Genomic DNA, 23,362 nt, shown 5'->3' with positions numbered 1-23,362 from the left:
CGACCGCGGTGCCGTTGCGCCCGCGCGGATTGCGCGCCAGCGCGACCTGCGCCGAGCCGGTCAGCGTCACGGTGGTGTTGAGCACGCCTTCCTTCTGGACCAGGGCGTAGAGCGTCGATGCGTTGTCGCGCGACAGCCGCACGCAGCCATGCGAGGCCGGTGTGCCGAGGCGGTTCACCGAGTCGGTGCCGTGGATCGCGTGCCCGATCTTGGTGAAGAAGATCGAGTGCGGCATCGGCGCGTCGTCGAATTCCTTGGAGTAGTGATCCTCTTCCATGCGGAAGGCGCGGAAAGTGCCGTTCGGCGTTTCGCGCGAGGGGATGCCGCTCGAGACCGGCCAGTGATAGCGCGCGACGCCGTCGACCGCGACGGTCATCTGCTGGTTGTCCTTGTCAATGGTGATATCGACCTTGGCCTGTGCGCCGCCGGCCGTGAAAAGCATCACGGAAGTGAACGCGATGAGGAACGAACGCATTTTATCTTTGGCCTCCAGGCCTGATTACAAAGCCGTGGCTCTCCGTCCCCGGCAAACAATATGCCCGGAATCCGAATTTGGTTCCAGTGGCGGACCTCGTGCATCGTTAATCCCGCACGCGGCGCAAACAAGGCCGAAGCCGGTCCGGCCTGCCGCGGCGGACTGACATTTTCGCGAGCAGGCCGCGACAACGGCCCCAGTTGGTCATCGCCACGCAACCATTTGGCCGCATGGGCGTTTCACAATCCCGCCAAGACGGCGCATTCGCGTCACGCATCAAGGAACCCAGATGAACAACACCAAGGTTAAGACCGCGGCCGTCGGCCCAGCCGGCCTCTCCGCGCGGCTCCTGCTTGCGGCCGCAGCCCTCGCTTTGGCGCTGACGACTGTCCCCCATGCCGGCCAAGCCCAGGGCATCATCCGCGGGGCGCATGAAGGCGCCTATGAGGGCAACCGGGCCGCCGGTCCGATAGGCGGCGTGGTCGGCGGTGCCGTCGGCGCCGGCGTCGGTGGCGCGATGGGCGCGGTCAAGGGCGTGTTCGGTATCCCGGATCGCGGCTACCGCCGTGGCCACCGCTGCCGCGGCTATTACCGCCACGGCCATTTCCATTGCTATTGATTGTTGGAGAACCTGTTGCCGGATGAAGCGCCGCCCGTAGTAAACCGTTCCCGCATATCGCTTCGCTCATACGGGCTACAGGGCCGCAAACGTCAGTTCTTCAGCCGGTAGCCGGTTCGGAAGATCCAGGCCACGATCACCATGCAGGCGATCAGGAAGCCCGCGGTCATGCCGAGGCTGAGCCCGACGCTGACATCGGCGATCTCGTAGAAGCTCCAGCGGAAGCCGGAGATCAGATAGACCACGGGATTGAGCAGCGTGATGGTGCGCCAGCCCGACGGCAGCATGTTCACGGAATAGAAGCTACCGCCGAGGAAGGTCAGCGGCGTCACCACCAGCATCGGGATCATCTGCAGCTTCTCGAAGCCGTCGGCCCAGATGCCGATGATGAAGCCGAACAGGCTGAAGGTGACAGCCGTCAGCACCAGGAAGGTCAGCATCCACACCGGATGCTGGATATGCAAAGGTACGAAGAGTCCGGCGGTTGCCAGGATGATCAGGCCGAGGACGATCGACTTGGTGGCGGCGGCGCCGACATAACCGATGACGATCTCGAAATAGGAGATCGGCGCCGACAGGATCTCGTAGATCGTGCCGACGAATTTCGGGAAGTAGATGCCGAACGAGGCGTTCGAGATGCTCTGGGTCAGCACCGACAGCATCACGAGGCCTGGCACGATGAAGGTGCCGTAGCTGACGCCCTCGACTTCGGTGATGCGCGAGCCGATCGCGGCGCCGAACACCACGAAATACAGCGAGGTCGAGACCACCGGCGAGACGATGCTCTGCAGCAGCGTGCGCCAGGTGCGCGCCATTTCGAACAGATAGATCGCCCGGATTGCGCGGTAGTTCATGGCGCCCTCACGAGGCTGACGAAGATGTCCTCCAGCGAGGATTGCTTGGTATCGAGATCGGAGATCCGGACGCCGGCATTGCGCAGATCGTTGAGCAGGCTGGTGATGCCGGTGCGATCGCCCTTGGTGTCGTAGTCATAGGTCACCGCGTGGCCGTCGTCGGAGAGTTCGAGATTATAGGTGGCGAGCGCCTGCGGAACGGCGTCGAGCTTGCTCTGCAGCTGCAGCGTCAGCTGCTTCTTGCCGAGCTTCTGCATCAAGGTCGCCTTGTCCTCGATCAGGATGATCTCGCCCTTGTTGATGACGCCGATGCGGTCGGCCATCTCCTCGGCTTCTTCGATGTAATGCGTGGTCAGGATGATGGTGACGCCGGCCGCCTGCAGCGTGCGGACCACTTCCCACATCCCCTTGCGCAATTCGACGTCGACGCCGGCGGTGGGCTCGTCGAGGAACAGGATCTGCGGCTCATGCGACAGCGCCTTGGCGATCATCACACGGCGCTTCATGCCGCCGGACAGCTCGATGATCTTGCTGTCCTTCTTGTCCCACAGCGACAGGTCTTTGAGCACCTTCTCGATATGGTCGGGGTTCTTCGGCTTGCCGAACAGGCCGCGACTGAAGCTGACCGTCGCCCAGACCGACTCGAAGGCATCGGTGTGCAGTTCCTGCGGAACCAGCCCGATCATCGACCGCGCCGCGCGATAATCGGCGATGATGTCGTGTCCGCCGATCGAAATGCGGCCCTCGCTCGGATTGGCAATGCCGCAGATGATGCTGATCAGCGTGGTCTTGCCGGCGCCGTTCGGTCCGAGCAGCGCGAAGATCTCGCCTTTGACGATATCGAGATTGATGCCCTTCAGCGCCTTGAAGCCGGAGCCATAGGTCTTTGAAAGATTGGATACGGAAATGATCGGCGACATGGAGGATCGGAAGCGTGAGGGAAGGGCGCGCGCGGATTGGAGCCCGGGCGGGGGCGTGATGCGGGTTCAGCCCAGATATGAACGCACGGTCCGTTCTGCAATCGGTCGGCGAGGGAGAAATTTATTCTGCGGCATTCACCGCTCCCGCTTGCGGGCAGGGCCATCGCATACGGCGCTTGCGGCTTCTGCAACTGACGTGTCCACCGTGGCCGGGCTATCGAACGAGGCTGATAGCCTGCGGCCTTAGGGGCGCACTGCCAAAATATCGAAAACAACCCCATGCAAAGGAGCCGGCGGCTGCCGGCGGACATTGCAATTTTAGTCGGGCAAATCAGCGGTACTCTTCTAGTATTCCGAAGTCGTGGGCGCCCCTCGCTCCGGCGCCATCGCATTACGGGCGGGAGGGGACGCAGTTCCGACGCCCCGCTATTCAATCCAATCAGTGCCGCTTCGCCGGTTTCACCGGCTTCTTGGCGGCGGCTGCCGGGGCAGGGTGCGCGGGCGGCGCGATATCGGCGACCTTGGCGACCAGCATGATCTGCACCTGGTTGTTGACCGGCGCGTTAGGGCGGGCGGGGTCGAGCAATTGCTCTTCGCCGAGTCCGACCGACTGCAGGCGCTTCGCCGTGATCTTGAAGGTGTTGACCAGGATGTCGCGGATCGCGTCGGCGCGCCGCTGGCTCAGCAGCACGTTGTTCTCGCGCCGTCCGGTCGATTCGATGTGACCGACGATCAGGAACGTGTACGGCAGCAGCGAGGCCTGCGTCAGCGCATCGGCGATGCGCCCGACGGACTGGTAGGAGTCCGGCAGCACGATCGGCGTGTCGACGTCGAACTGGATGTCGGCATTGAACGTCGGCAGGTTGGTCAGGTCGGGGGCGATCGGCGGGCGCTTTTGCGGCGGCGGCTCGTTCTTCGATCGCGACCGCGATCGTTCGAGCACTTGCTGGCGCAATGCGGGGACGTCGATCGTTGCGTCCGTCTCGTAATGATTGAGCTTGGCGATGACGTCGTCGCGCGTGATGGCGGTCTGCGCCTGTGCAGGGGCGAGCGGCATCGCCAGCAAGACCAGCGTGCCGAGCAGGCCCAGAAGGTCAAGTTCGCGCAAGCCTCGCGTCTTCAGGCGCATCATTGATACCCCGCGTCATTGATCGCCTGGGCGCAATTGCGGCTGAGGCCCTTGGCGCCGACGAGGCAGGGCACCGATTTGCTGGTCTCCTTGGTCGAGCCGCCGCAGACCTTGACGATCTCGCGGGTGCATACGTTGGCAACGGTCACGCGCGCCGCGATCCGCTTCTGGATCGCATCGAGGGTGGAGAAGTAGCTCTCCTTGCACTGCGGCGATATCACGTCGCGGTTGCGCGACAGGCACTCCTTGAGGCGGTTGGAGTCGAGGTTGACGCCGCGGCAATTGGCGGTGATGTCGGCGCCGCAGGCCTTGGCGAGCTGCGCTGCGGAATCGCCAAAGCTGATCGTCTCCGCGACCGCCAGCGACGGCGCAGTGAGCGCAATGACAAAAAGGAAAAACCCACCCCGAACCATGGGGCCATCTCAACCCGTGAAATCAGCGATGGTCAAGGGCTACGAACAGAGGAGGTCGCCAAGGAAGGTCGCCAAGGAACGCCGCTATCTCACGCCCGTTCCACAAAGCTGTCGACCACCTTCTTCTCGCCGGCCTTTTCGAAGGCGATGGTCAGCTTGTTGCCGTCGACTTTCACCACATGGCCGTAGCCGAATTTCTGGTGAAACACCCGGTCATCAAGCGAAAATTCCGACACCGCGCCGGTGGATTTGGCCACCAGCTCGCCCTCGATCACCATGGGGCCGCGCTTGGTGCGGCTGAAGCTGTCGGACGAAAAGGACGACTGCCGCTCCTCGAAGCCGCCTCCGCCGCTGCGTCCCCCGCCGCCGCGATTGCGGTTGGCCTGGGCGCGCTGCCAGCCCGGGGTCGAATAGCTCGAGCCGAATGATTCGAGGTTGTCGAAGCGCGAGGCGCCATAGCCGCCGCTGCCGCCCCAGCCCGATCCGCCCTTGGATTCGGTGATCTCGACATTGTGCGCCGGGAGCTCGTCGAGGAAGCGCGACGGGATCGTGGTCGACCAGGTGCCATGGATGCGGCGGTTGGTCGCGAAATAGATTTTTGCGCGGCGGCGGGCGCGGGTCAGCCCGACATGGGCGAGGCGGCGCTCCTCCTCGAGCCCGGCGCGGCCCTGTTCGTCCAGCGTGCGCTGGCTCGGGAACAGGCCTTCCTCCCAGCCCGGCAGGAACACGTTGTCGAATTCGAGGCCCTTGGCCGAATGCAGCGTCATCAGCGACACAGCTTCGTCGCCGGCCTCGCCGTCGCGGTCCATCACCAGCGAGATATGTTCGAGAAACCCTTGCAGGTTCTCGAATTCCTCCATCGAACGCACCAGTTCCTTGAGGTTATCCAGCCGGCCCGCGGCGTCGGCCGAGCGGTCCTTCTGCCACATCTCGGTATAGCCACTCTCGTCGAGCACGATCTCGGCGAGCTCGGTATGCGAGGTGACCTCGCGCTGGGCGCGCCAGCGGTCGAACTGCATCACGAGATCGCGCAGCGACCCGCGCGCCTTCGGCTTCAGCTCGTCGGTCTCGACCACGGCGCGCGCCGCCTCGAACAGCGGGATGCGGCGCTTGCGGGCATGGTCGTGCAGCAGTTGCACGGTGGCATCGCCCAGCCCTCGTTTGGGCACGTTGACGATGCGCTCGAAGGCGAGATCGTCGGCGGGCGAATTGATGGTGCGCAGATAGGCCAGCGCATCGCGGATTTCGGCGCGCTCATAGAATCTGGGGCCGCCGATCACGCGGTAGGGCAGGCCGAGCGTGACGAAGCGGTCTTCGAACTCGCGCATCTGGAACGAGGCGCGGACCAGGATGGCGACGTCGTTGAGGTTTTCGCCCGCGCGCTGCAGCTCCTCGAGTTCCTCGCCGATCGCGCGCGCTTCCTCTTCCGAATCCCAGGAGCCGGTAACGGTGACCTTCTCGCCGTCGACGTCCTCGGTGCGCAGCGTCTTGCCGAGCCGGCCTTCATTGTGCGCGATCAGATGCGAGGCTGCGGCCAGGATGTGGCCGGTGGAGCGGTAGTTGCGCTCGAGGCGGATCACCTTGGCGCCGGGGAAATCGTGGTCGAAGCGCAGGATGTTGTCGACCTCGGCGCCGCGCCAGCCATAGATCGACTGGTCGTCGTCGCCCACGCAGCAGATGTTCTTGAGGGGTTGTTGCGTGGTGGCGCTTTCCCCGTCATTCCGGGGCGCACCGCCAGGTGCGAACCCGGAATCTCGAACTGAGTCCTCTTCACCTCGGGATTCCGGGTTCACGCCTTCGGCGTGCCCCGGAATGACGGGAGAGTTGATTGCTCCGGGGATAATGTCGGAGAGCGATCGCCCCGGCCGCGACGGCGCCTGCGACAGCAGACGCAGCCACAGATACTGCGCGACGTTGGTGTCCTGATATTCGTCGACCAGGATGAACTTGAAGCGGTTCTGGTACTGCCGCAGCACGTCCGGATTTTCGCGGAACAGCCTGATGTTCTCGAGCAGGAGGTCGCCGAAATCGGCGGCGTTGAGGATCTTCAGCCGCTCCTGATAGGTCGCGTAGATCTTGCCGCCCTTGCCGTTGCCGAACGAGGCGGCCTCGCCCGCCGGCACCTGCGACGGCGACAGCCCCCGGTTCTTCCAGCTGTCGATCAGGCCGGCCAGCATCCGCGCCGGCCAGCGCTTGTCGTCGATGTTCTCGGCCTGCAGCAACTGCTTCAGCAGCCGCACCTGGTCGTCGACGTCGAGCACCGTGAAGTTGGATTTGAGCTGCACCAGCTCGGCATGGATGCGCAGGATGCGGCCGCCGATCGAGTGGAAGGTGCCGAGCCACGGCATGCCCTCGACCGCCTGGCCCAGCATCTGGCCGAGCCGCAGCTTCATCTCGCGCGCCGCCTTGTTGGTGAAGGTCACCGACAGGATCTCTTGCGGCCGCGCGCGGCCCTGGCTCAGGATGTGCGCGATGCGCGTGGTCAGGACGCGCGTCTTGCCGGTGCCGGCGCCGGCAAGCACCAGCACGGGGCCGTCGAGCGTCTCGACCGCCTCGCGCTGCTCCGGATTGAGGCCGTTGAGATATTGCGGAACGCCCGCCGCCGCCCGCGCACGCGCAGCGATGCCGCCAGCCACCGGCTGGTGCTCGGGAACGCCGTGATGGGGCAGTTTGCTCGGCTCGGTCATTGGCGAATCGTCTCGGCCCCACGATGGCACCGTGGGACGGTGAAGGGGAGCCTTCTTAACAGGGATTGAAGGCCATATAGGGCCTGATCGGCCGTTTTGACAGGTTTTATCGTGGCCGCCTGGAACGCTTTTGGCAGCAGTGCACAACCAGCCTGGTTCCGGAAATCGGCGAAAATTTCCCGGTTTCGCGCTCAGGAACCAGCGTTTCCCCGCGGGATTGTTTCAACGAATGCGGCGCCGGCTAAACGCCTGCGTCAGGAATCGAACAAGGAAACGAAGCGAGAGGTTTGATCATGTTGAGCTGGGTCGTCACATTCCTGGTCATCGCCCTGATCGCGGGCATTCTGGGCTTCGGCGGTATCGCCGGCGCCTCGATCGAAATCGCCAAGGCGATCTTTTTCATCGCCATCATCCTGTTCCTGGTGTCGGCGGTGGTCGGATTGGCGCGCGGCCGCACAAGGGTCTAGCGAAGGGCTCGTTATTTCTTCGAGGGCATCACCACGTTGCGGCCGATGCCCTCGGGACGCGACACACCCGCATAGCTATCCACGATCTTCTGAATGCGGGTGCGGATGTCAGGTGGAAACGGCGCCACCTTGCGCGCCTCCATGTCGATGTGGAGCGTGAGGTTCTCCGAGGTCGCGGAAAGCCAGCCCTCGGTAGCGTGGCGCAGCTCCTCGAACGTGTGCAGCCGCTTCTCGTCGGCGCCGAGCAGGGTGACCTGGACCTGCACGGGATCGCCGAGATGGATTTCCCGCAAGTAGCGGACGTGGCACTCGGCGGTGAAGGTCGAGCACTGCCGCTGCTTCATGTAGGCCGGCCCGATGCCGAGTTGCAGCCACATCTCGTCGATGGCGCGGTCGAACATCACATTGTAGTAGGCCATGTTGAGGTGGCCGTTATAGTCGATCCATTGCGGCTCGATCTGCATCACGGAAGATTTGAACGGGGCGGCCGGTAGTGGCATCTCGCTCTCGGCAGTCACTGAAGTCATCATCCATCCCCGGTTCGTTGGCGTTCGAGCATGAGCTTTTCTGTGACGCCGGCGTCCACTTTTTCAAGTCAGGCTCTCTTGACCCATTATACAAGCTTTGCCACGGTCGGCTAAAGCCGGGAGGAAATTCGACGTGGCGACAACGATTTCGAGCAATCTGACGCGACCTGAGCCGCAGGCCCTGAAGCGCGCGATCGACGCGCTGGCGGCCCGGTTCGGCAACCGGCTCGTGACGTCGCAGGCGGTGCGCGAGCAGCACGCCCATACCACCACATGGCTGCCGACCCAGCCGCCCGATGCTGTGGTGATGGCGCAGGAAACCGCCGACATCCAGGACGTGGTGCGGATCTGCGCCGCCAATCGCGTGCCCGTCATCGCCTTCGGCACCGGAACCTCGCTGGAGGGCCAGGTCAACGCGCCCGCGGGCGGCGTCTGCATCGACCTGCGTGACATGAACAAGGTGCTCGAGGTGCATGCCGAGGACCTCGACTGCGTGATCCAGCCCGGTGTGACCCGCAAGGCGCTGAACGAGTATCTGCGCGACCAGGGGCTGTTCTTCCCGATCGATCCCGGCGCCGATGCCTCGCTCGGCGGCATGACCTCGACCCGCGCCTCCGGCACCAACGCGGTGCGCTACGGCACCATGCGCGAGAACGTGCTGGCGCTGAAGGTGGTGCGCGGCGACGGCGAGATCATCACGACCGGCACGCGGGCCAAGAAGTCGTCGGCCGGTTACGACCTGACGCATCTGTTCATCGGCGCCAGGGTACGCTCGGCATCATCTCCGAGCTGACCATCCGCCTGCGCGGCATCCCCGACACGATCGCGGCCGCCGCCTGTTCGTTCGAGACGGTGCGCGGCGCCTGCCAGGCCACGATCCTCGCGATCCAGACCGGCATCCCGGTCGCCCGGATCGAGCTGCTCAATGCCGCACAGGTGAAGGCCTGCAACAATTATTCAAAGCTGTCGCTGCCGGAGACGCCGCTGCTGCTGCTGGAATTCCACGGCAGCGAGGTCGAGGTCGCCGAGCAGTCGAAGAATTTCCGCGACATCGCCGCTGAGTGCGGCGGCGGTGACTTCACCTGGACCACCAAGCCGGAGGACCGCACCAAGCTGTGGCAGGCCCGGCACGATGCCTATTGGTCGGTCAAGGCGCTGCGCCCCGGCGACAGCATCGGCGTGGTCGCAACCGACGTCTGCGTGCCGATCTCGCGGCTTGCCGACTGCGTCACCGAGACCGAGGACGATCTGAAGCGGCTCAATCTGCTGTCGCCGATCGTCGGCCATGTCGGCGACGGCAATTTCCACTGCTCGCTGGTCTGCGACGTCAACAACAAGGACGAGATGGCGCGCGGCGAGGAGTTCATGCATCGGCTGGTCGAACGCGCGCAGGCCATGGACGGCACCTGCACCGGCGAGCACGGCATCGGCCAGGGCAAGCAGAAATATCTGAAGGCCGAGCTCGGCCCGGAGGCGCTCGACGCGATGCGGGCGCTGAAGCAGGCGCTCGATCCGCAGAATATTTTCAATCCCGGCAAGATCGTTCCTGCGGCTTAACCGATCGGATATTCCGGCCACAGGACGTTGCGATGTCGTGGTTCAGCAAGGCCAAGCGGAAGGATATCTGGGACGACCCCGTCGCGCAGCCGCTCGGTAACATCGAGGCTGCGCAGCGGATTCGTGCGATCTGCCGCGATGCGGCCGGCTGCGCCGAGGCGGTCTCTTCGCCCGACAAGCGCTCGCAGAAGCAGCAGATCCAGCGCGACCGCTACGAGCGTGCCGCCAAGGTCGCGATGGAGACCGCGATGAAGATCTCCGACGAGCTGGTGCGGGATGCCGCGGTGCGCGAGATCGTCGGCCTCTGCATGAAGGCGAACAACATTAAGACGGGCCGGGCGCTGTTCCGCGCCATCAACGCGGGCTCGATCAAGGCCGAGGTGCTGAAGGAGCATCCGACGCTCGAGGGCGAATAGGTTTGAGTTGGAGGCGAGTCTAGCCCGGATGAAGCGAAGCGAAATCCGGGACGGTTCTTCAACGTGCGAGAGAATCCCGGATTGCGCTTCGCTTCATCCGGGCTACGCAGCTGATCTCATCGATCTCTGGTTCTGACTCTGTAGCCCGCATGAGCGAAGCGATATGCGGGAACGGTTTCCCCCGGGTATCGCTTCCGCCTTCGCTCTTCGAGCCACGGCGGACATGCTGCTCACTCGGGGCTACGGACCAAATCTACGTCGGTCCGCCGAGCGTGCGCACCGCTTCATCGACGCTGTGGAAGACGTGGTCCCGCTGCAGGACACCGTAGAGATCGAAGCGCTCGAACGCTTCCTGTGCGCGGGAGGACTCGAGCCGCGCCACGGCGACTGCCACGCCGTCATCGCGGCATTCGCGAAACAGCTCGCGCAGCGCCTGCGCCGCCGTGAAATCGATCTCGATCATGCCGCTGGCCTCGATCACCAGCAGTTTCGGCTTGGGTGTCGCGTGGCCGATGGTCTTGAGCACGCCGCTGTGAAAACCTTCCGCGTTGAGGAACGACAACGGCGCCTGCAGGCCGAGCACGGCGATGCCGGGCTTGCGCTCGCCGGTGACGTGCGGGCCGGTCGGCCACCAGATCGTGGTGCCGGGCACGTGGACGAATTCCACCAGCTGGCCGCGCGTCGTGGTCCAGATGCCGTGCAGCAGCGACAGCGCGATGCCGACCGCGACGCCTTGCTCGATCGGCAGCACGATGATCGCGGCTGCCGTCGCCACCACCAGCAGGAATTCGTAGAACGACTGGCGGTAGATCGCGACGATCTGCTTCACGCGAATGATGCGCAGCGCCACGAACAGCAGGACCCCGCCGAGCGCCGCATCAGGCACGTGCTGCAGCAGCGTCGCACCGAACGCCAGCAGCGCGAGCACGATGGCGGCGGCAAACATCCCGGCGAGCTGCGTGCGGCCGCCGGTCTCCGAGACGATGCCGGTGCGCGGCGGGCTGGCGTTGACGGGGAAGGCGCCGAACAAGCCGGCGAGCAGGCTGCCGGCGCCGGCGCCGAGGAAGTCGCGATCGACGTCGGCCGGCTTGTCCGGATCGGACAGAAATGAGCGCGTCGTCGCCGCGGTCTGCACCATGACGACGATGGCAATCAGGATCGCGAGCGACAACAATTTGATCCATCGCTCCGGCGCGATGTCCGGAAGCGATGGCGTGGGCAACGACCCGGGCACGGTGCCGACCACCTTGACGCCCTTGCTTTCGAGATGGCCGGCGATCACAGCGATGGTGGCCACCACAAGGCCGATCAGCGCGCCCGGAATCCGCGCGCTGATCTTCTCCGATCCGGCAACGAGCGCCAGCACGCCGAGGCCGATCGCCAGCGTGTAGGCATTGGTCTGGCCGATCTTCTCGGTGAGGACCCCGAGCTTGTAGAGCGTCGGACCGTCCGGCGTGGTCAGGCCGAGCACTCCCGGCAATTGCGAGACCAGGATGTGGACGGAAATGCCGGCGAGGAAGCCGACCGTCACCGGCGTCGACAGCAGATTGGCGATCCAGCCGAGCTTGAACAGGCCGCCGGCGATCATGATCGCACCGACCATCAGCGCCAGTGCCATCGCCAGCTGCTGATAGTCGGGCGAGCCAGCGGTCGCCATCAGCGCCAGGCCGGCCGCGAAGATCGGCGTGATCGTGGAATCGGCGCCGCAGGACAGGAAGCGATTGGCGCCGAACATCGCAAAGCCGAGCGAGCCCGCCATGAAGGCGAAGAAGCCGATCTGCGGTGAGAAGCCGCCGAGCCGGGCGGTCGCCATCTGCTCGGGGATCGCGATCGCGGCGAGCGTCAGCCCGGCAATCAGATCGCCCGGCAAGTCGCCCGGCCGGAACGCGCTGAGTGAACGGAAGATCGGCCAGTTGGCGCGTGTCTGATGAACGTCGGCCATCGGTCTCCCGTGAGGATTGCGGCGATTCGCCGATAGTCCGACATCGCGCCGGCAAAATCCAGCGCAGTTGGGCCGTGTGCAGCCGCGAAGCGGTTCGCTAGCCAGCGCGTGCTTCGGTGATCGCCTTGCGGATATCGGCCAGCGGTGCGCGGTCGTCGAATTCGACGCTGTCGCCCTGCAGCCTGACGCCGAGATCGCGCCACAGCGCGGCGAGATCGGGCGTCACGGGCTTCGATCCCCATTCGCTGTGCAGCCGCGTCAGCACGTCGACGCCGACCGCCTTGTCGGCGGTCGAGAGCACGCGCGCGATCGGCCAGTCCTTTTCGTGATTGCCGCCGGCGGCGAGCACGCCGCGCATGGCATCCTGCAGGCCGAATTTGTTGCCGGTGCGCTTGCGGATCTCGACATCGGCGAACAGGCAGAACATCGCGCCGCCCCAGTATTTCCGGCCCCAGGTGTCGGTCTTGTCGAGGCCCTCGTCGCCGGGCTGCGGCAGGCCCTTGGGCATGTCGCGCAGCATCGCCAGCCAGATCTCCCGCGCGGTGAGATCGCCGGCCTGCACCCGCGCGATAGGCTCGACATAGACCGCGAGCCCCTCCGACAGCCAGGCATAGCGGTCGTCGAGATCGGGCAGGGCGGTGTGCACCATCTCGTGCACGATCACCCAGTCGCGCTTGAGATCGTCCACGCCCGCGCCGCGGCCGATCGGCAGCCGGATCGCGGCGCCGCGATAACCCCATGTGGTGCCGCCGCGAACGCGCGAACCGTCGACCGGCACGATCAAGAGCCGCAACGAGCTGACGGGAAACCGGCCGTAATAGATCGAGACCGCGCGGGCGGACGCCTTGATCCAGTCGAATATTTCTTCCTTCGGCAGCGCCATCTCGCCGGGTGCGAACCCGACATGGATGGTGGCGCCGGCGACGTCGAGATCGGTCTTGGGCAGCCGGTCGAAGGCGTCGTAAGGCATGCCCTCGCCGCGCATGAACTCGGACTGCGCCTTGACGTGACACGATGCGATGCCGATGAGGATCGCCGCGACCAGCATCGCGCCAGCGATCACGCGATATGTCGGGATGCTCTTCATCGCGGCGTGCCGCGCCGCCGTGGCATGGCGTTCTCGCCAAGGGCCGCAGCCACCTGATCGCCGAGATCGTCGAGAATTGCCGCGAGCAGTGCCTCGCCCTTGGCTGATGTTGCGAGCGTCGGATCGCCGTAACTGCCGGAGCGGCTGTAGTTCGGCGAAGTGCTGTCCGACGGCGTCAGGCGGCCAGGCGCCTCGTGCCGCAGGGCGGGGCTGGCTTCGGCGCGTTCCGGATCGACCACGTCCGGAGCCAGCGCCAGCATCAGGGATGTCTCCAGTTCGTCGGCATGGCTGCCATGGCGTTGCTCGGAGATCTGCTCGGCCGTGCGGCGGAAGCGCGGGCCCTGGTAGAGCCGCAGATGCCTCACCCGGGCCGGCTCGAAGGGCGCCAGCGCGCGTTCGACCGGAGCGAGCGTGCTGATCCCCGTGTTGAGCACGAACAATCTGTTGACGCCGCCGTCGAGGATGCCGACGGCGATCTCATGCACCATGGCTTCGAACGTTGCTGCCGACAGGCTGGCGCTGCCCGCATATGCGACGAAAGCGGGGTAGTGACCGTAGGTGACGGTCGGCCAGATCAGCGCATCGAAGCGTTCGGCGAGATGCGCTGCAAACCATTCGGCCTGCAGGCGGTCGGTGTTGAGCGGCAAATGGAAACCATGCTGCTTGGCGGCGGCGCCGATCGGCAGGATCGCTGGCCGCCCAGCCGCAATTCGCCGCGCGACCTCGTCCCAGGTGAGGCGTTCGATGAAATGGCTGACGATGTCGGCGCCCATGCCGCGGGCCCTCTATTTGCGGATGGCAGCCGCCATCAGGAGTCCGGCCGTGATCCAGCCATGCAGATAGCCGGCGCCGCGCGCCGCGGCATTGTCGGGATCGTCATAGGTCGCGAGCATCTCGCAGAGCACGCCGAACGGAACGCCATCGGAGGCTTCGTCCCACATCATTGCTTCCTCCGTCGGCAGCTCGCGGAACATCGGCGTTGTGTCCTGACGCCAGATCAGGAGACGCGCGGGTTCGGCGAGCGTCGCCGCCTCGGGCGGCGTCTCGTCGTTCTTCAGTGCCATCCAGATCGCAGCCGCATTGGTCGACAGGTCGACCCTCGCAGCGCTCGGATGCGGCTGGAACACCAGGTCGTTCCATTGCTCGGGCGCGAAACCGGCCATCGCCTCCAGGCCGAGCACGGCGCCTTCACCGGCGTCGAAGGCGTCGTTCAACGCCTTCTCCAGCGCGGCGAGGTCGGCGAGCACCGGATGGTTGCTGTAGGGGGCGGTGGCCTTCAGAAAGTCCGGCAATCCCTGCGAGAACCAGCGCAGGTTCGGGTGCTCGGACGGCCGTGCCTTGACGTAGGCATGGCCCATCTCGTCGAACATCTCGTCGCCGAGATAGCGATGCAGCAGCTCGTGGTCGTTACGCATCGCCTCGACCAGCCGCGAGCCGTAGGCATGGCGATAGACGCCGAACAGCGTCGCGCGCGTCTCCCTGGGGCTGTCGAGGATTTCGGTCAGGATGCCGTCGCCGCCGCTGAGGATGGCGTGCTGGAAGTCGCCCTGCTGGCGCGCAAAGTCGCTCATGTCGCCGGCGCGCCCATCGGCAGCACCTGCCCGGCGATCGCGCGGGTGCGCCCGACCTCGTGCAGCAATTCGTCGAGCGGCGGGATGTTGTCGTCGCGCTCGATCATGGTCGAGACCCGTCCGAACCGCTTCAGCGCCGCAACATAGAGATCCCAGACATCCTCGCACACCGGATGGTCGTGCGTATCGATGATGTGGGTGCCCATATGGCTGTGGCCCGCCATGTGGAATTGCGCCACGCGATCGGCTGGAATGCCGTTGAGGAAGGCCATCGGATCGTAGCCGTGGTTGAAGGCGCTGACATAGACATTGTTGATGTCGAACAGCAGCCAGCAGCCGGAGCGGCGCGACAGCTCGGAGAGGAATTCCCACTCCGTCATCTCGGAATTGTTGAACTGCACATAGGTCGAGACATTCTCGAGCACGATGGCGCGGCCGAGGAAATCCTGCACCAGTTGCACCCGGCTCACGACGTGATCGAGCGCCTCCTGCGTATAAGGGATCGGCAGCAGATCGTGCAGGTTCTTGCCGTGTACGCCGGTCCAGCACAGATGGTCGGACACCCATTTCGGCTGCACGCGCGCCGCGAGGTCCTTCAGGCCCTGCAGATAGTCGAAGTTCGGCGGCGCGGTGGAGGCGATCGACAGCGAGACGCCGTGCATCACCACGGGATAGCGCGCGCAGATCCGGTCGAGGATGCGCAGCGGCTGGCCGCCCGGCAGCATGTAGTTCTCGCTGATCACCTCGAACCAGTCGATCGGCGGATTTCCGTTCAGGATCTCGTCGTAGTGCTGGGCACGCAGGCCGAGGCCGAAGCCGAGGAAGGGCGGCTTGGCTGATTGCAGCGGGCGCTCTGCGAGCACCGACTTGTCCGGTGATCGGCTCGCAACGTTCATGGCGGCTCCGCGCTTCCGGCGCCAGGATCGCGGCGCCCAACTTCAAAACTATCATGGAAACGAGGCCCGGCCTACACCGGGCCCCGTTTGGTCCGATCCGTTCACCCGGCCTTGAACTTGCCCTTCGCCGCGGTGCAGTCGGCCTTCGTCATCTCGGCAAAGCCCTGGCCCTTGCAGGCATTCTGACCCTTGCAGGCGTGATTGCCGCCCTTGCAGGCGCTCTGGCCCTTGCATGCATTGGCGCCAACGCATTTGCCTTCGCTCGCAGCGTAGGACTGTGTCGACACCACGGCTCCGGCCAGGAAAAGCGTAGCTGCGGCGGCGGCGAGCGTTGCACCGGACTTGGTTGTAAGCTTCATGAGCGTCTCCTTGTGAACAATGGTTGAAGGTGCGCCGCCCGCAACCCGTGTGAGTTGGCCGAAGGCTGCACCCAGTGATAGCTACGGATATGCACCGCTTTGGTTACTCATGCTGGGATCATTTATCCGCGCCGTGGCGTGAAAAGGCCCGGCGCCGTCGCCGGGTCCTCTTGGGACGATGCGATCAGCTATTGACGAACTTGCCGCCCATCGCGTTGCACTGCTTTTCGGAGCTCAGCGAGAAGCCGGTGCCCTTGCAGGCGTTCAGGCCCTTGCAGGAATTGGCGCCGCCCTTGCAGGCGCTCTGGCCCTTGCAGGCATTGCCGGCCATGCACTTGCCCGTGGCGGCATTGGCGGGCGTCGAGGTGGTCGAAACCACGGAGCCGGCGAGGAACAGGGTGGCCGCAGCGACGGCGAGCGTTGCGCCGGACTTCGAACTCAACTTCATGACGATCTCCTCGGTGATTGTTTAAAAGCAAAAAAAACATGGCGCCGTGAGCATCCGACGATCGTTCGATCCCGGACCGCACAACGGATGGACATTCGGAGAACAATCAGATCGCAGGGGCGTCCGCGGCGCGGTGCTTCCCGCGATTTGAGTGCTCGTCCAAGATCAGCTACGGGGTATCAGGCGATTTGGTTACAGCGCTTCGAAAGAAAATTTTGTTTGGCCCGGGTCTGACGCCCGGTCCATGTCAAACACCGTGGGCCAAAGAGTATTTCATTGCGCCGAGCCGACCGGTTTGCTGCGTTGCACAGTCTGCATTTTAATCAGTTTTGCACGGCGCGCGCCAGCTTCAGCTTCGCCATCTGCGCCACGTTGGCCTGCAATTCCTCGGCGCTGAACGCCGGGAATGAGCAGATGCGGTTGCTGCAGGCGAAGGCCGCGGGCTCGCCGAGGTCGGGATAGTCGACGTCCGGGTTGGGTAGCTTGCCCTCGCGCAGGTCGAGCCATTCGAGCCGCTTGTAACGGGCGGGCAGGGCGCGAGCGATCGCATGCAGGCGCTGCGCGCGCGTGTCGTCCTTGTGTCCGACGACGGTGACATGCGTCGGCTCGGTGGCCAGCTCCTCATCGGCGAGCAGCACGCCGGGCATCGGCCGCGGGATCTCGCTCGAAGCCGCACCGAGATAGCGCATCGCATGCTCCGCCAGTCCGCGGGTGCCGTCGCTGCCGGTATAGCGATTGAGTATGTTCATGAAGCGCGCGACCTGGATCTGGTCGTCGATCAGCTTGGCGGGCTTGGCGAACACGCCGGCTTGTCCTTCCGACGTCTTCGAGGTGAAGAAGCCGCCGGTCTCGTCACGGAACGCCGCGGCGAAGTCGCCGGCTCGCACCGCCGACGTCAGCCAGTCGCGATTGCCGGTCGCGGCGTAGAGATCGAGCAGGGCCTGTCCCATCGCGACGGTGTCGCCGAGGAAGGGGCCGCCGCGATCCTTGTCGCCATGGCGGAAGCCGCCGTCCGGCAGCGCACGATTGGCGAGCACCCATTTCGCCGAGCGTTCGGCGATCGACAGCGCCTTGGGATCGGCGCTCGCGTCGTAATAGGCCACGAGGCCCGAGATCGCCCAGCCGTTCTCGCGCGCATAGAGGTTGGTGTCGATGCGCGGCAGGCCGAGCTTCCGGCGCGCGGGATCCGTCAGCGCATAATAGGCGTGTCCGTCGACGTCGTGATTGAGATCGGCGTCCTGGCTGACATAGAAGGCGCCGTCGGGGCTCAGCAGGACATCCGTGAGGTAACGTTCGACATCGCGCGCGGCCGCGAGATATTTCTGATCCTTCCATTGCGCATAGGCCTGACTGTATTGCCGCAGATATTGCGACTGGAACGAGATGATCTTCTCGAAATGCGGATGGCTCCAGGAGCCGGCCTCGGAATACTGGAACACGCCGCCCCACACCGGATCGATCAGCGCGACCGCGGCATCGAGCGTCTGCCTTGCGCGCCTTGTCGCGGTGGCGTCGCCGGCTTCCGCCCGGCTGATCGCCAAGTCGAGGCTGTCGGCGTCGATATATTTCTGGTTCTCGCCCCAGCCGCCGAGCTTGTCGTCGTAGGATTCGTCGAAGGTTCTGGTCAACGCGGTGCGTTGCGCCTTGCCGAGAAAGGCCGATGTGGCGGGCTTGATCTCGAACGCCTCGCCGACCGACGGGCCCGGCGAGGGATCGTCGATGATCGCCTTGAGCAGCGCCTGCATCCGCTCAGGCTCGATGTAGCCCCTGATCTTGGCGATCTCGCTGCCGTCAGGCGCGAACACGATGGTCGCAGGCCAGCCCCAGTCGCCGTAGCGGCTCGAAAGATCCGGATTGGCGTCCTGGTCGACGCGGACCGGAAGGTATTTCGCCGCAAGCAGCTCCTGCACCTTGGGGTCGGCGTAGGTCGTCTTCTCCATCACGTGGCACCAGTGGCACCATACCGCCTCGAGATCGAGGATGACGAAGCGCTGCTCGGTCGTGGCGCGCGCGAACAAATCCTGGCTCCAGCCGGTCCATGCCGGGGCGTCTGCCGCAAGGGAGGGCGATGCGCTCAACGCCATGAGAATTGCGATGCTGCGGACAAGTCTCATGGCGCGCTCCCGAAGGCGAGGGTCGTTTGAGCTACGGGGCCGCTGGGGTCGAGGCTCGCGAGCTCACGGGATTGTGAGCCGGCCTTCCGGGTTGCTCTCAGGTCGGCGCCTTCCGGCCCTCGGCCGCGTTGACCAGCAGGCGGTCCAGCGAGGCGGCGCCGGGCCCTGCGATCGCAAGCCACATGAAGGCGGCGAAGTAGGTCGCTTCCTCGAACCCGAGCAGCGTTTCCAGCGAGTCGACGTCGCCCCATTTCGCCGACCTGATCGCGACGATCATCACCACCGCGAGCATAGCGGCGGGGATGCGGGTGAACAGGCCGAGGATCAGCATCGCGCCGCCGAAGCATTCGACGCCGGACACGAAGGGGGTGAGGATGGTCGGGAAGGGAATGCCCCAACCGACGAAGTTCTCGGTGACCTGGGCGAGATTGGTGAGCTTGCCCCAGCCGGCCAGCATGAAGGTGTAGCCGACGATGATCCGCATGATCAGCGGCCCGGCCCAGGAGAAATGCGACGCGATCCGCGCCGGGAGCAGAATCAGCAGGTTGATGATGAAATTCATGCGAAACCCTCCCAATATTCCGCCACGCAGCCTGCGCCGGCGTCCAGTGCGAACGCGCGTCAAAGGACACGAGCCAAGAGCTACGGCCGCGTCATGGTGGGAGTTTCGCCGGGGATAGCGGGCTTGTTACGGGCCCTAGCCGATATTTTGCAGCGCCGGGAAGGTTTCCAGCAGCCAGACGCTGACACCCGACACCGCGCCGGTCAGGAAGCCGATGCCAGTGACCACCATCAGCACGCCCATCACGCGCTCGACCGTGTCGAGATGGCGTTTCATCCGCGCGAACACCGAGGAGAACTGCTTGACCATGAAGGCGGCGAGCAGGAAGGGGATGCCGAGCCCGGCGGAATACACCGCGAGCAGGCCGGCGCCCTTGGTCACCGTGGCCTCCGCGGCCGCAATCGAGAGGATCGCGGCCAGGATCGGCCCGATGCAGGGCGTCCAGCCGAACGCGAACGCCAGCCCCATGACGTAGGCGCCCCACAGCCCGACCGGCTTGGGCGCGGTCAGCCGCCCCTCGCGCATCAACAGGCCGATCCGCGTGATGCCGAGGAAGTGCAGGCCCATGATGATGATGACGATGCCGGCCAGGATCGAGAGCTCGGCCGACCAGGCGCGCACCAGCCCGCCAACGATCGACGCGCTGGCGCCGAGCGCCACGAACACGGTCGAGAAGCCGAGCACGAACATCAGCGCCGCCGTCATCACCGCGCGCTTGGAGGCCGCAGTGGCGCCGTCCTGATTGACCTGCTCGATGGTCGCGCCGGTCAGGTAGATCAGATAGGGCGGCACCAGCGGCAGCACGCAGGGCGACAGGAAGCTGACTAGACCGGCGATCAAGGCGGCCGGGATCGTGACGTCGTGCATCAAGGAACCTTCGAAGATAGCTGGCCTGTCTTGGCGTGTACGCTGCCAACAATCCAGAAGTTTCGTCACTGAGGCCTTCAACTATGGTCACAGGCCCGTGTCCGGGGGCTGCGTTGCGTCCCGGGCTGGTGAAACAATCGCGGATATGTTCCGTAATGCGGTAAAGCAACCGCTGATCCGGACCTCATTGATGCGCATCGGCATCCGCAGCGCCATCTCCGCCCTCGTCCTGACCTCGATCGTGGTCAGCGCCGTCGGCGTGCATCTGTTGTGGTGGCGCACCGCACAACGGGTGAGCCAGACGCTGGCCGACACCATCAACGACCAGATCGTCTCCGCAGTCGGCGACGAATTGCAGTCGATCACGACCGAAGCGCGCTCGTCGATGACGGCGGTGCGGACGCTGTTGACCGAGAAGGTGCTGGACGCCCGCGACGCGCGCAAGCGGCAGTTCGTGTTCCTGTCGCAGCTGCAGTCGCAACCGACCATTTCGTGGGTCGCGTTCGGCTGGCCGGACGGCACGTTTTTTGGCGCCCACAAGCTCGGCGACGCCGGCGTCGAGATGCTGACCATCTCGCCCGACCGCAAGCTGCGGGCCGATCGATACGACTATGCCGGTATCGACATCAAGCTCAGGGACAGCACTGTCGAGGATGCCAAATACCTGGTCACGGAGCAGCCCTGGTTTCGCGATGCGATCGCAGCCCGCGACCAGCAATGGTCGACGCTGACGACGCTGCCCCGCGGCGAGCGGCTGGCCGCGATGCTGGCGGTGCCGATCGACGTCGACGGCGAGCGCACCGGCGTGCTCGCCATCATCATCGAATTGACCCGGGTGTCGAACTTCCTCTCGCAGCTCACGGTCGGCAAGTCGGCGGGCGCCTTCCTGCTCGATCGCGACGGCAGCGTGATCGCATCTCCCGATGCTGACGCCGACGAGCTGAATGCGCTGGAGACCGACCACCCGCTGCTGCCGGTTGCGGTCGCCGCGATCAGGCAGGCCGGCAAGGCCTACGATCCCGGCGAGGGCGAGGCTTACCGGTCCCAGGTGACGCGGGACGGGCAGGCCTATCAGGCGGTGCTGACGCCGATTTCGTTCCCCGGCTGGTCGCTGGTGACGGTGGTGCCGGAATCCGAATTCCTCGGCCCGGTGCGGATGACGATCCGCAACCTGCTGATCGGGCTCGCGGCGCTGATCGCGGCCGCCGGACTGTTGTCGGCCTGGCTGGCGCAGCGCCTGATCGCGGCGCCCTTGATCAAGGTGGTCGGCGAGATCAGGCATGTCGAGCGCTTCGACCTCGACAAGGTCGAGCGGCATCCGTCGCGCCTTGCCGAGATCGAAAACCTGTCGGGTGCGATCGGCGACATGGCGCAGGGGCTCGCCGCGTTCCGCAAATACATTCCGGCCGATCTGGTGCGGCGGCTGGTCAGCGACGGTAATGGCGCGCGGCTCGGCGGCGCGGTGCGGCCGATGAGCGTGATGTTCGTCGACCTCGCCGGTTTCACCGGCATGTCGGAACGGCTGGGCGATCGCATCATCCCCTTGCTGTCGCACTACTTCGACATCGTCTCCGCAGCGATCCAGCAGGAGAACGGCACCATCGACAAGTTCATCGGCGATGCCGTCATGGCGTTCTGGGGAGCGCCGGCGGCCAATCCGGATCATGCCGCGGATTGCTGCCGGGCTGCGCTCGCCTGCCAGCGCGCGGTCACGCAGGCCGGCCTCGCCGACGACAAGGGAGAGGCGGTCAGGATCCGCATCGGCATCAATTCCGGCGACATGCTGGTCGGCAATATCGGCTCGGAGGTGCGGCTCAACTACACCGTGATCGGCGATGCCGTGAACATTGCGAGCCGCCTCGAGGGCACCAACAAGGTCTATGGATCGACCATCATCATCGGTCCGGAGACGCGGCGTCTGGCCGGTGACCGCATCGTCGTCCGCGAGCTCGACCGGCTCGCCGTCTACGGCCGCGCCGGCGGGCTCGAAATCTATGAATTGATCGCAATGGCCGACGAGGGCGCGATCGCGCGCGACTGGATCACGTCCTATGAGACCGGGCTTGCGGCCTGGCGCGCGGGCGATTTCACCGCGGCGATCGCAGCGTTCGAGAGGTCCTTGCAACTCCGCGGCACGGATGCGGCCTCGACGCAGATGATCGCGCGATGCAGGCATCAGCTCGCCAATCCCACCGATGAGGATTGGGACGGCACCACGGTGGCGCGGTCGAAATAGCGGGAGCTGCGCAGCGGCGTGTGCAATGAGTCCGTCAGGTGCGGCAAAGCAGACCGACGGGCAACTCAATGCGAAGCTGCGTCCCCACCACAACTGTCATCGCCCGGGCTGAACACTCGACCGGGCGATCCAGTACGCCGCGGCCCCTCGGCTCGAGCACAGGCGTCTCTGGAATACTGGATCACCCGCATGCGCATGCGCGGGTGATGACACCGAACTTGCCCGAGATCGCGCCACCTACTCGATGTCGTCCTGGCGAAAGCCAGGACCCATTACCCCGAATGCCGATTGTTATGCACCGCTGGAACGACGAGTCCCACCGACAGCATCCGCCGCGGCGTATGGGTCCCGGCCTTCGCCGGGACGACGATGGGGAGAGAGTTGCTCGCTGGTTATCGCTTGCGCGCGCCTTTGCCCGGCGCCGTCTCGAACTCGCGCCCCCGAATCCGCACCAGATCGTCGGCGGAATGCGTCAGCAGCACCACCGTGGCCTCGCGTGCAGCCTCGGCATCTCCGGCGACGATCGCGTCCAGCACCGCGCGGTGCTCGATCAGTGCGCGCGGGCGGTGCGAGCCGGGGGCCGCGATCGTAAAGCTCTGGCGCAGGGTAATCTCGAACATCTGCGCGATCGGCCAGAAAAACTCGTTGCGGGTCGCGAAATAGATCGCCTGATGGAATATGATGTCGGCGGCGACGAAGTCCTCGTTGGTCTTGGCCGCGTCCATGCCGGCGCATCCGGCGCGGATGCGGGCGATGTCGTCAGCCTCGGCATGGTTCGCTGCCAGCGCTGCGGCGGCGGGCTCGACTGCCGAGCGCAGCTGGAACAGCTTGGCGAGATAGCGATCGATCTCCGCGGTCTCGAGGTGCCAGCGCAGCACGTCGGGATCGAGCTGATTCCACTGCTCGGGTGGCCGCACCCGCGTGCCGCTTTTGGGGCGCGACTCGATCAACCCCTTGCCGGTCAGCGTCCGCATCGCCTCGCGCACCACCGTGCGGCTGACATCCATCATCTCGCAGATCTGCATTTCCGGCGGCAGCGTCTCGCCGACGCCGATCTCGCCGCGCACGATGCTGCTGCCGACGCGGTCGGCGACCTGGCTGTACACGCTCCGGCGCAACGCGTTGGAGGTCTGGAACATCGGAAGCCTCGCTGCGGTTGGTTGCCTGCACCGCCGCCGCGGTGCTCTTGCACAACCGAATACGTTTTGTCATACAT

General features: G+C 65.2%; 22 protein-coding genes and 1 pseudogene. 5 read left to right on the top strand and 18 right to left on the bottom strand.

Annotated elements, in window-relative coordinates:
• Nucleotides 1-475 (bottom strand): L,D-transpeptidase (locus H8B02_RS14000; protein ID WP_229166776.1); only part of this gene is annotated, 475 nt, incomplete at its 3' end.
• A gap of 289 nt (nucleotides 476-764) precedes the next feature.
• On the opposite strand from H8B02_RS14000, the gene H8B02_RS13995 reads away from it, so the two are divergent.
• Nucleotides 765-1,094: a hypothetical protein gene (locus tag H8B02_RS13995; protein ID WP_229166775.1), complete on the top strand. Its 330-nt coding sequence runs from the start codon at nucleotides 765-767 to the stop codon at nucleotides 1,092-1,094.
• Nucleotides 1,095-1,186: 92 nt separating this feature from the next.
• Here H8B02_RS13995 and H8B02_RS13990 read toward each other — a convergent pair whose 3' ends face one another.
• The 5 genes from H8B02_RS13990 to H8B02_RS13970 form a co-directional block, all read right to left on the bottom strand.
• Entirely contained in the window at nucleotides 1,187-1,948 is a 762-nt protein-coding gene (locus tag H8B02_RS13990; RefSeq protein WP_092115897.1) for an ABC transporter permease, read from the bottom strand.
• Nucleotides 1,945-2,868, bottom strand: a complete 924-nt coding sequence (locus H8B02_RS13985; protein WP_229166774.1) for an ABC transporter ATP-binding protein — start codon at nucleotides 2,866-2,868, stop codon at nucleotides 1,945-1,947. Before H8B02_RS13985 ends, H8B02_RS13990 begins: the two co-directional genes overlap by 4 nt.
• Before the next feature lie 439 nt (nucleotides 2,869-3,307).
• Entirely contained in the window at nucleotides 3,308-4,000 is a 693-nt protein-coding gene (locus tag H8B02_RS13980) for an OmpA family protein (protein ID WP_229166773.1), read from the bottom strand.
• A complete protein-coding gene (locus tag H8B02_RS13975) occupies nucleotides 3,997-4,410 on the bottom strand; it encodes a hypothetical protein (RefSeq protein WP_229166772.1) in 414 nt (137 codons plus the stop codon). The genes H8B02_RS13980 and H8B02_RS13975 overlap by 4 nt, the downstream gene beginning before the upstream one ends.
• Before the next feature lie 89 nt (nucleotides 4,411-4,499).
• Entirely contained in the window at nucleotides 4,500-7,097 is a 2,598-nt protein-coding gene (locus H8B02_RS13970) for an ATP-dependent helicase (RefSeq protein ID WP_229166771.1), read from the bottom strand.
• Between the two features lie 293 nt (nucleotides 7,098-7,390).
• Here H8B02_RS13970 and H8B02_RS13965 point away from each other — a divergent pair, with 293 nt between their 5' ends.
• Nucleotides 7,391-7,564: a DUF1328 domain-containing protein gene (locus H8B02_RS13965; RefSeq protein WP_021077209.1), complete on the top strand. Its 174-nt coding sequence runs from the start codon at nucleotides 7,391-7,393 to the stop codon at nucleotides 7,562-7,564.
• Nucleotides 7,565-7,575: 11 nt separating this feature from the next.
• Here the strand turns inward: H8B02_RS13965 and H8B02_RS13960 are convergent, their stop codons facing one another.
• Nucleotides 7,576-8,064 (bottom strand): thioesterase family protein, encoded by a 489-nt coding sequence (locus H8B02_RS13960; protein ID WP_229166777.1) that lies wholly within the window; start codon nucleotides 8,062-8,064, stop codon nucleotides 7,576-7,578.
• Between the two features lie 160 nt (nucleotides 8,065-8,224).
• Here H8B02_RS13960 and H8B02_RS13955 point away from each other — a divergent pair.
• Nucleotides 8,225-9,648: pseudogene (locus H8B02_RS13955) on the top strand (FAD-binding oxidoreductase).
• A 32-nt stretch (nucleotides 9,649-9,680) separates the two neighbouring features.
• Nucleotides 9,681-10,064: a hypothetical protein gene (locus H8B02_RS13950; protein ID WP_229166770.1), complete on the top strand. Its 384-nt coding sequence runs from the start codon at nucleotides 9,681-9,683 to the stop codon at nucleotides 10,062-10,064.
• Between the two features lie 253 nt (nucleotides 10,065-10,317).
• Here H8B02_RS13950 and H8B02_RS13945 read toward each other — a convergent pair whose 3' ends face one another.
• The 10 genes from H8B02_RS13945 to H8B02_RS13900 form a co-directional block, all read right to left on the bottom strand.
• Nucleotides 10,318-12,006 carry a SulP family inorganic anion transporter gene (locus H8B02_RS13945; RefSeq protein ID WP_229166769.1) on the bottom strand — a complete coding sequence of 563 codons (1,689 nt, stop codon included), beginning with the start codon at nucleotides 12,004-12,006 and terminating at the stop codon, nucleotides 10,318-10,320.
• A 97-nt stretch (nucleotides 12,007-12,103) separates the two neighbouring features.
• Nucleotides 12,104-13,093, bottom strand: coding sequence for a hypothetical protein (locus H8B02_RS13940; protein ID WP_229166768.1), 990 nt, complete (start codon nucleotides 13,091-13,093; stop codon nucleotides 12,104-12,106).
• Complete coding sequence (locus H8B02_RS13935) at nucleotides 13,090-13,866, bottom strand: creatininase family protein (RefSeq protein WP_229166767.1); 777 nt, start codon at nucleotides 13,864-13,866, stop codon at nucleotides 13,090-13,092. Before H8B02_RS13935 ends, H8B02_RS13940 begins: the two co-directional genes overlap by 4 nt.
• Before the next feature lie 12 nt (nucleotides 13,867-13,878).
• Complete coding sequence (locus tag H8B02_RS13930; protein ID WP_229166766.1) at nucleotides 13,879-14,664, bottom strand: HvfC/BufC N-terminal domain-containing protein; 786 nt, start codon at nucleotides 14,662-14,664, stop codon at nucleotides 13,879-13,881.
• Nucleotides 14,661-15,560 carry an MNIO family bufferin maturase gene (gene bufB / locus H8B02_RS13925; protein ID WP_229166765.1) on the bottom strand — a complete coding sequence of 300 codons (900 nt, stop codon included), beginning with the start codon at nucleotides 15,558-15,560 and terminating at the stop codon, nucleotides 14,661-14,663. The genes H8B02_RS13930 and bufB overlap by 4 nt, the downstream gene beginning before the upstream one ends.
• Before the next feature lie 101 nt (nucleotides 15,561-15,661).
• Nucleotides 15,662-15,919, bottom strand: coding sequence for a BufA2 family periplasmic bufferin-type metallophore (gene bufA2, locus H8B02_RS13920; protein WP_021077200.1), 258 nt, complete (start codon nucleotides 15,917-15,919; stop codon nucleotides 15,662-15,664).
• Nucleotides 15,920-16,103: 184 nt separating this feature from the next.
• Nucleotides 16,104-16,367, bottom strand: a complete 264-nt coding sequence (gene bufA2, locus H8B02_RS13915) for a BufA2 family periplasmic bufferin-type metallophore (protein WP_229166764.1) — start codon at nucleotides 16,365-16,367, stop codon at nucleotides 16,104-16,106.
• 323 nt (nucleotides 16,368-16,690) lie between these two features.
• Nucleotides 16,691-18,481 carry a thioredoxin domain-containing protein gene (locus H8B02_RS13910; RefSeq protein WP_229166763.1) on the bottom strand — a complete coding sequence of 597 codons (1,791 nt, stop codon included), beginning with the start codon at nucleotides 18,479-18,481 and terminating at the stop codon, nucleotides 16,691-16,693.
• A 97-nt stretch (nucleotides 18,482-18,578) separates the two neighbouring features.
• Nucleotides 18,579-19,043: a DoxX family protein gene (locus H8B02_RS13905; protein WP_229166762.1), complete on the bottom strand. Its 465-nt coding sequence runs from the start codon at nucleotides 19,041-19,043 to the stop codon at nucleotides 18,579-18,581.
• Between the two features lie 135 nt (nucleotides 19,044-19,178).
• Nucleotides 19,179-19,910: a cytochrome c biogenesis CcdA family protein gene (locus H8B02_RS13900; RefSeq protein WP_229166761.1), complete on the bottom strand. Its 732-nt coding sequence runs from the start codon at nucleotides 19,908-19,910 to the stop codon at nucleotides 19,179-19,181.
• A 190-nt stretch (nucleotides 19,911-20,100) separates the two neighbouring features.
• On the opposite strand from H8B02_RS13900, the gene H8B02_RS13895 reads away from it, so the two are divergent.
• Complete coding sequence (locus H8B02_RS13895) at nucleotides 20,101-22,146, top strand: adenylate/guanylate cyclase domain-containing protein (RefSeq protein WP_229166760.1); 2,046 nt, start codon at nucleotides 20,101-20,103, stop codon at nucleotides 22,144-22,146.
• 392 nt (nucleotides 22,147-22,538) lie between these two features.
• Here the strand turns inward: H8B02_RS13895 and H8B02_RS13890 are convergent, their stop codons facing one another.
• Nucleotides 22,539-23,285 (bottom strand): FadR/GntR family transcriptional regulator, encoded by a 747-nt coding sequence (locus H8B02_RS13890; protein ID WP_229166759.1) that lies wholly within the window; start codon nucleotides 23,283-23,285, stop codon nucleotides 22,539-22,541.
• Nucleotides 23,286-23,362: the final 77 nt, after the last annotated feature.

Source organism: Bradyrhizobium altum (genome assembly GCF_020889705.1).
In the GTDB taxonomy this organism is placed as follows: Bacteria; Pseudomonadota; Alphaproteobacteria; order Rhizobiales; family Xanthobacteraceae; genus Bradyrhizobium; species Bradyrhizobium altum.
Note: the sequence above shows the minus strand (reverse complement) of the source record. Positions and strands in the feature narration are given on the sequence as shown.

Coding starts and splice junctions, on each gene's coding strand:
- H8B02_RS13995 (WP_229166775.1), top strand. CDS start 765: ATGAACAACACCAAGGTTAAGACCGCGGCCGTCGGCCCAGCCGGCCTC.
- H8B02_RS13990 (WP_092115897.1), bottom strand. CDS start 1,948: ATGAACTACCGCGCAATCCGGGCGATCTATCTGTTCGAAATGGCGCGC.
- H8B02_RS13985 (WP_229166774.1), bottom strand. CDS start 2,868: ATGTCGCCGATCATTTCCGTATCCAATCTTTCAAAGACCTATGGCTCC.
- H8B02_RS13980 (WP_229166773.1), bottom strand. CDS start 4,000: ATGATGCGCCTGAAGACGCGAGGCTTGCGCGAACTTGACCTTCTGGGC.
- H8B02_RS13975 (WP_229166772.1), bottom strand. CDS start 4,410: ATGGTTCGGGGTGGGTTTTTCCTTTTTGTCATTGCGCTCACTGCGCCG.
- H8B02_RS13970 (WP_229166771.1), bottom strand. CDS start 7,097: ATGACCGAGCCGAGCAAACTGCCCCATCACGGCGTTCCCGAGCACCAG.
- H8B02_RS13965 (WP_021077209.1), top strand. CDS start 7,391: ATGTTGAGCTGGGTCGTCACATTCCTGGTCATCGCCCTGATCGCGGGC.
- H8B02_RS13960 (WP_229166777.1), bottom strand. CDS start 8,064: ATGCCACTACCGGCCGCCCCGTTCAAATCTTCCGTGATGCAGATCGAG.
- H8B02_RS13950 (WP_229166770.1), top strand. CDS start 9,681: ATGTCGTGGTTCAGCAAGGCCAAGCGGAAGGATATCTGGGACGACCCC.
- H8B02_RS13945 (WP_229166769.1), bottom strand. CDS start 12,006: ATGGCCGACGTTCATCAGACACGCGCCAACTGGCCGATCTTCCGTTCA.
- H8B02_RS13940 (WP_229166768.1), bottom strand. CDS start 13,093: ATGAAGAGCATCCCGACATATCGCGTGATCGCTGGCGCGATGCTGGTC.
- H8B02_RS13935 (WP_229166767.1), bottom strand. CDS start 13,866: ATGGGCGCCGACATCGTCAGCCATTTCATCGAACGCCTCACCTGGGAC.
- H8B02_RS13930 (WP_229166766.1), bottom strand. CDS start 14,664: ATGAGCGACTTTGCGCGCCAGCAGGGCGACTTCCAGCACGCCATCCTC.
- bufB (WP_229166765.1), bottom strand. CDS start 15,560: ATGAACGTTGCGAGCCGATCACCGGACAAGTCGGTGCTCGCAGAGCGC.
- bufA2 (WP_021077200.1), bottom strand. CDS start 15,919: ATGAAGCTTACAACCAAGTCCGGTGCAACGCTCGCCGCCGCCGCAGCT.
- bufA2 (WP_229166764.1), bottom strand. CDS start 16,367: ATGAAGTTGAGTTCGAAGTCCGGCGCAACGCTCGCCGTCGCTGCGGCC.
- H8B02_RS13910 (WP_229166763.1), bottom strand. CDS start 18,481: ATGAGACTTGTCCGCAGCATCGCAATTCTCATGGCGTTGAGCGCATCG.
- H8B02_RS13905 (WP_229166762.1), bottom strand. CDS start 19,043: ATGAATTTCATCATCAACCTGCTGATTCTGCTCCCGGCGCGGATCGCG.
- H8B02_RS13900 (WP_229166761.1), bottom strand. CDS start 19,910: ATGCACGACGTCACGATCCCGGCCGCCTTGATCGCCGGTCTAGTCAGC.
- H8B02_RS13895 (WP_229166760.1), top strand. CDS start 20,101: ATGCGCATCGGCATCCGCAGCGCCATCTCCGCCCTCGTCCTGACCTCG.
- H8B02_RS13890 (WP_229166759.1), bottom strand. CDS start 23,285: ATGTTCCAGACCTCCAACGCGTTGCGCCGGAGCGTGTACAGCCAGGTC.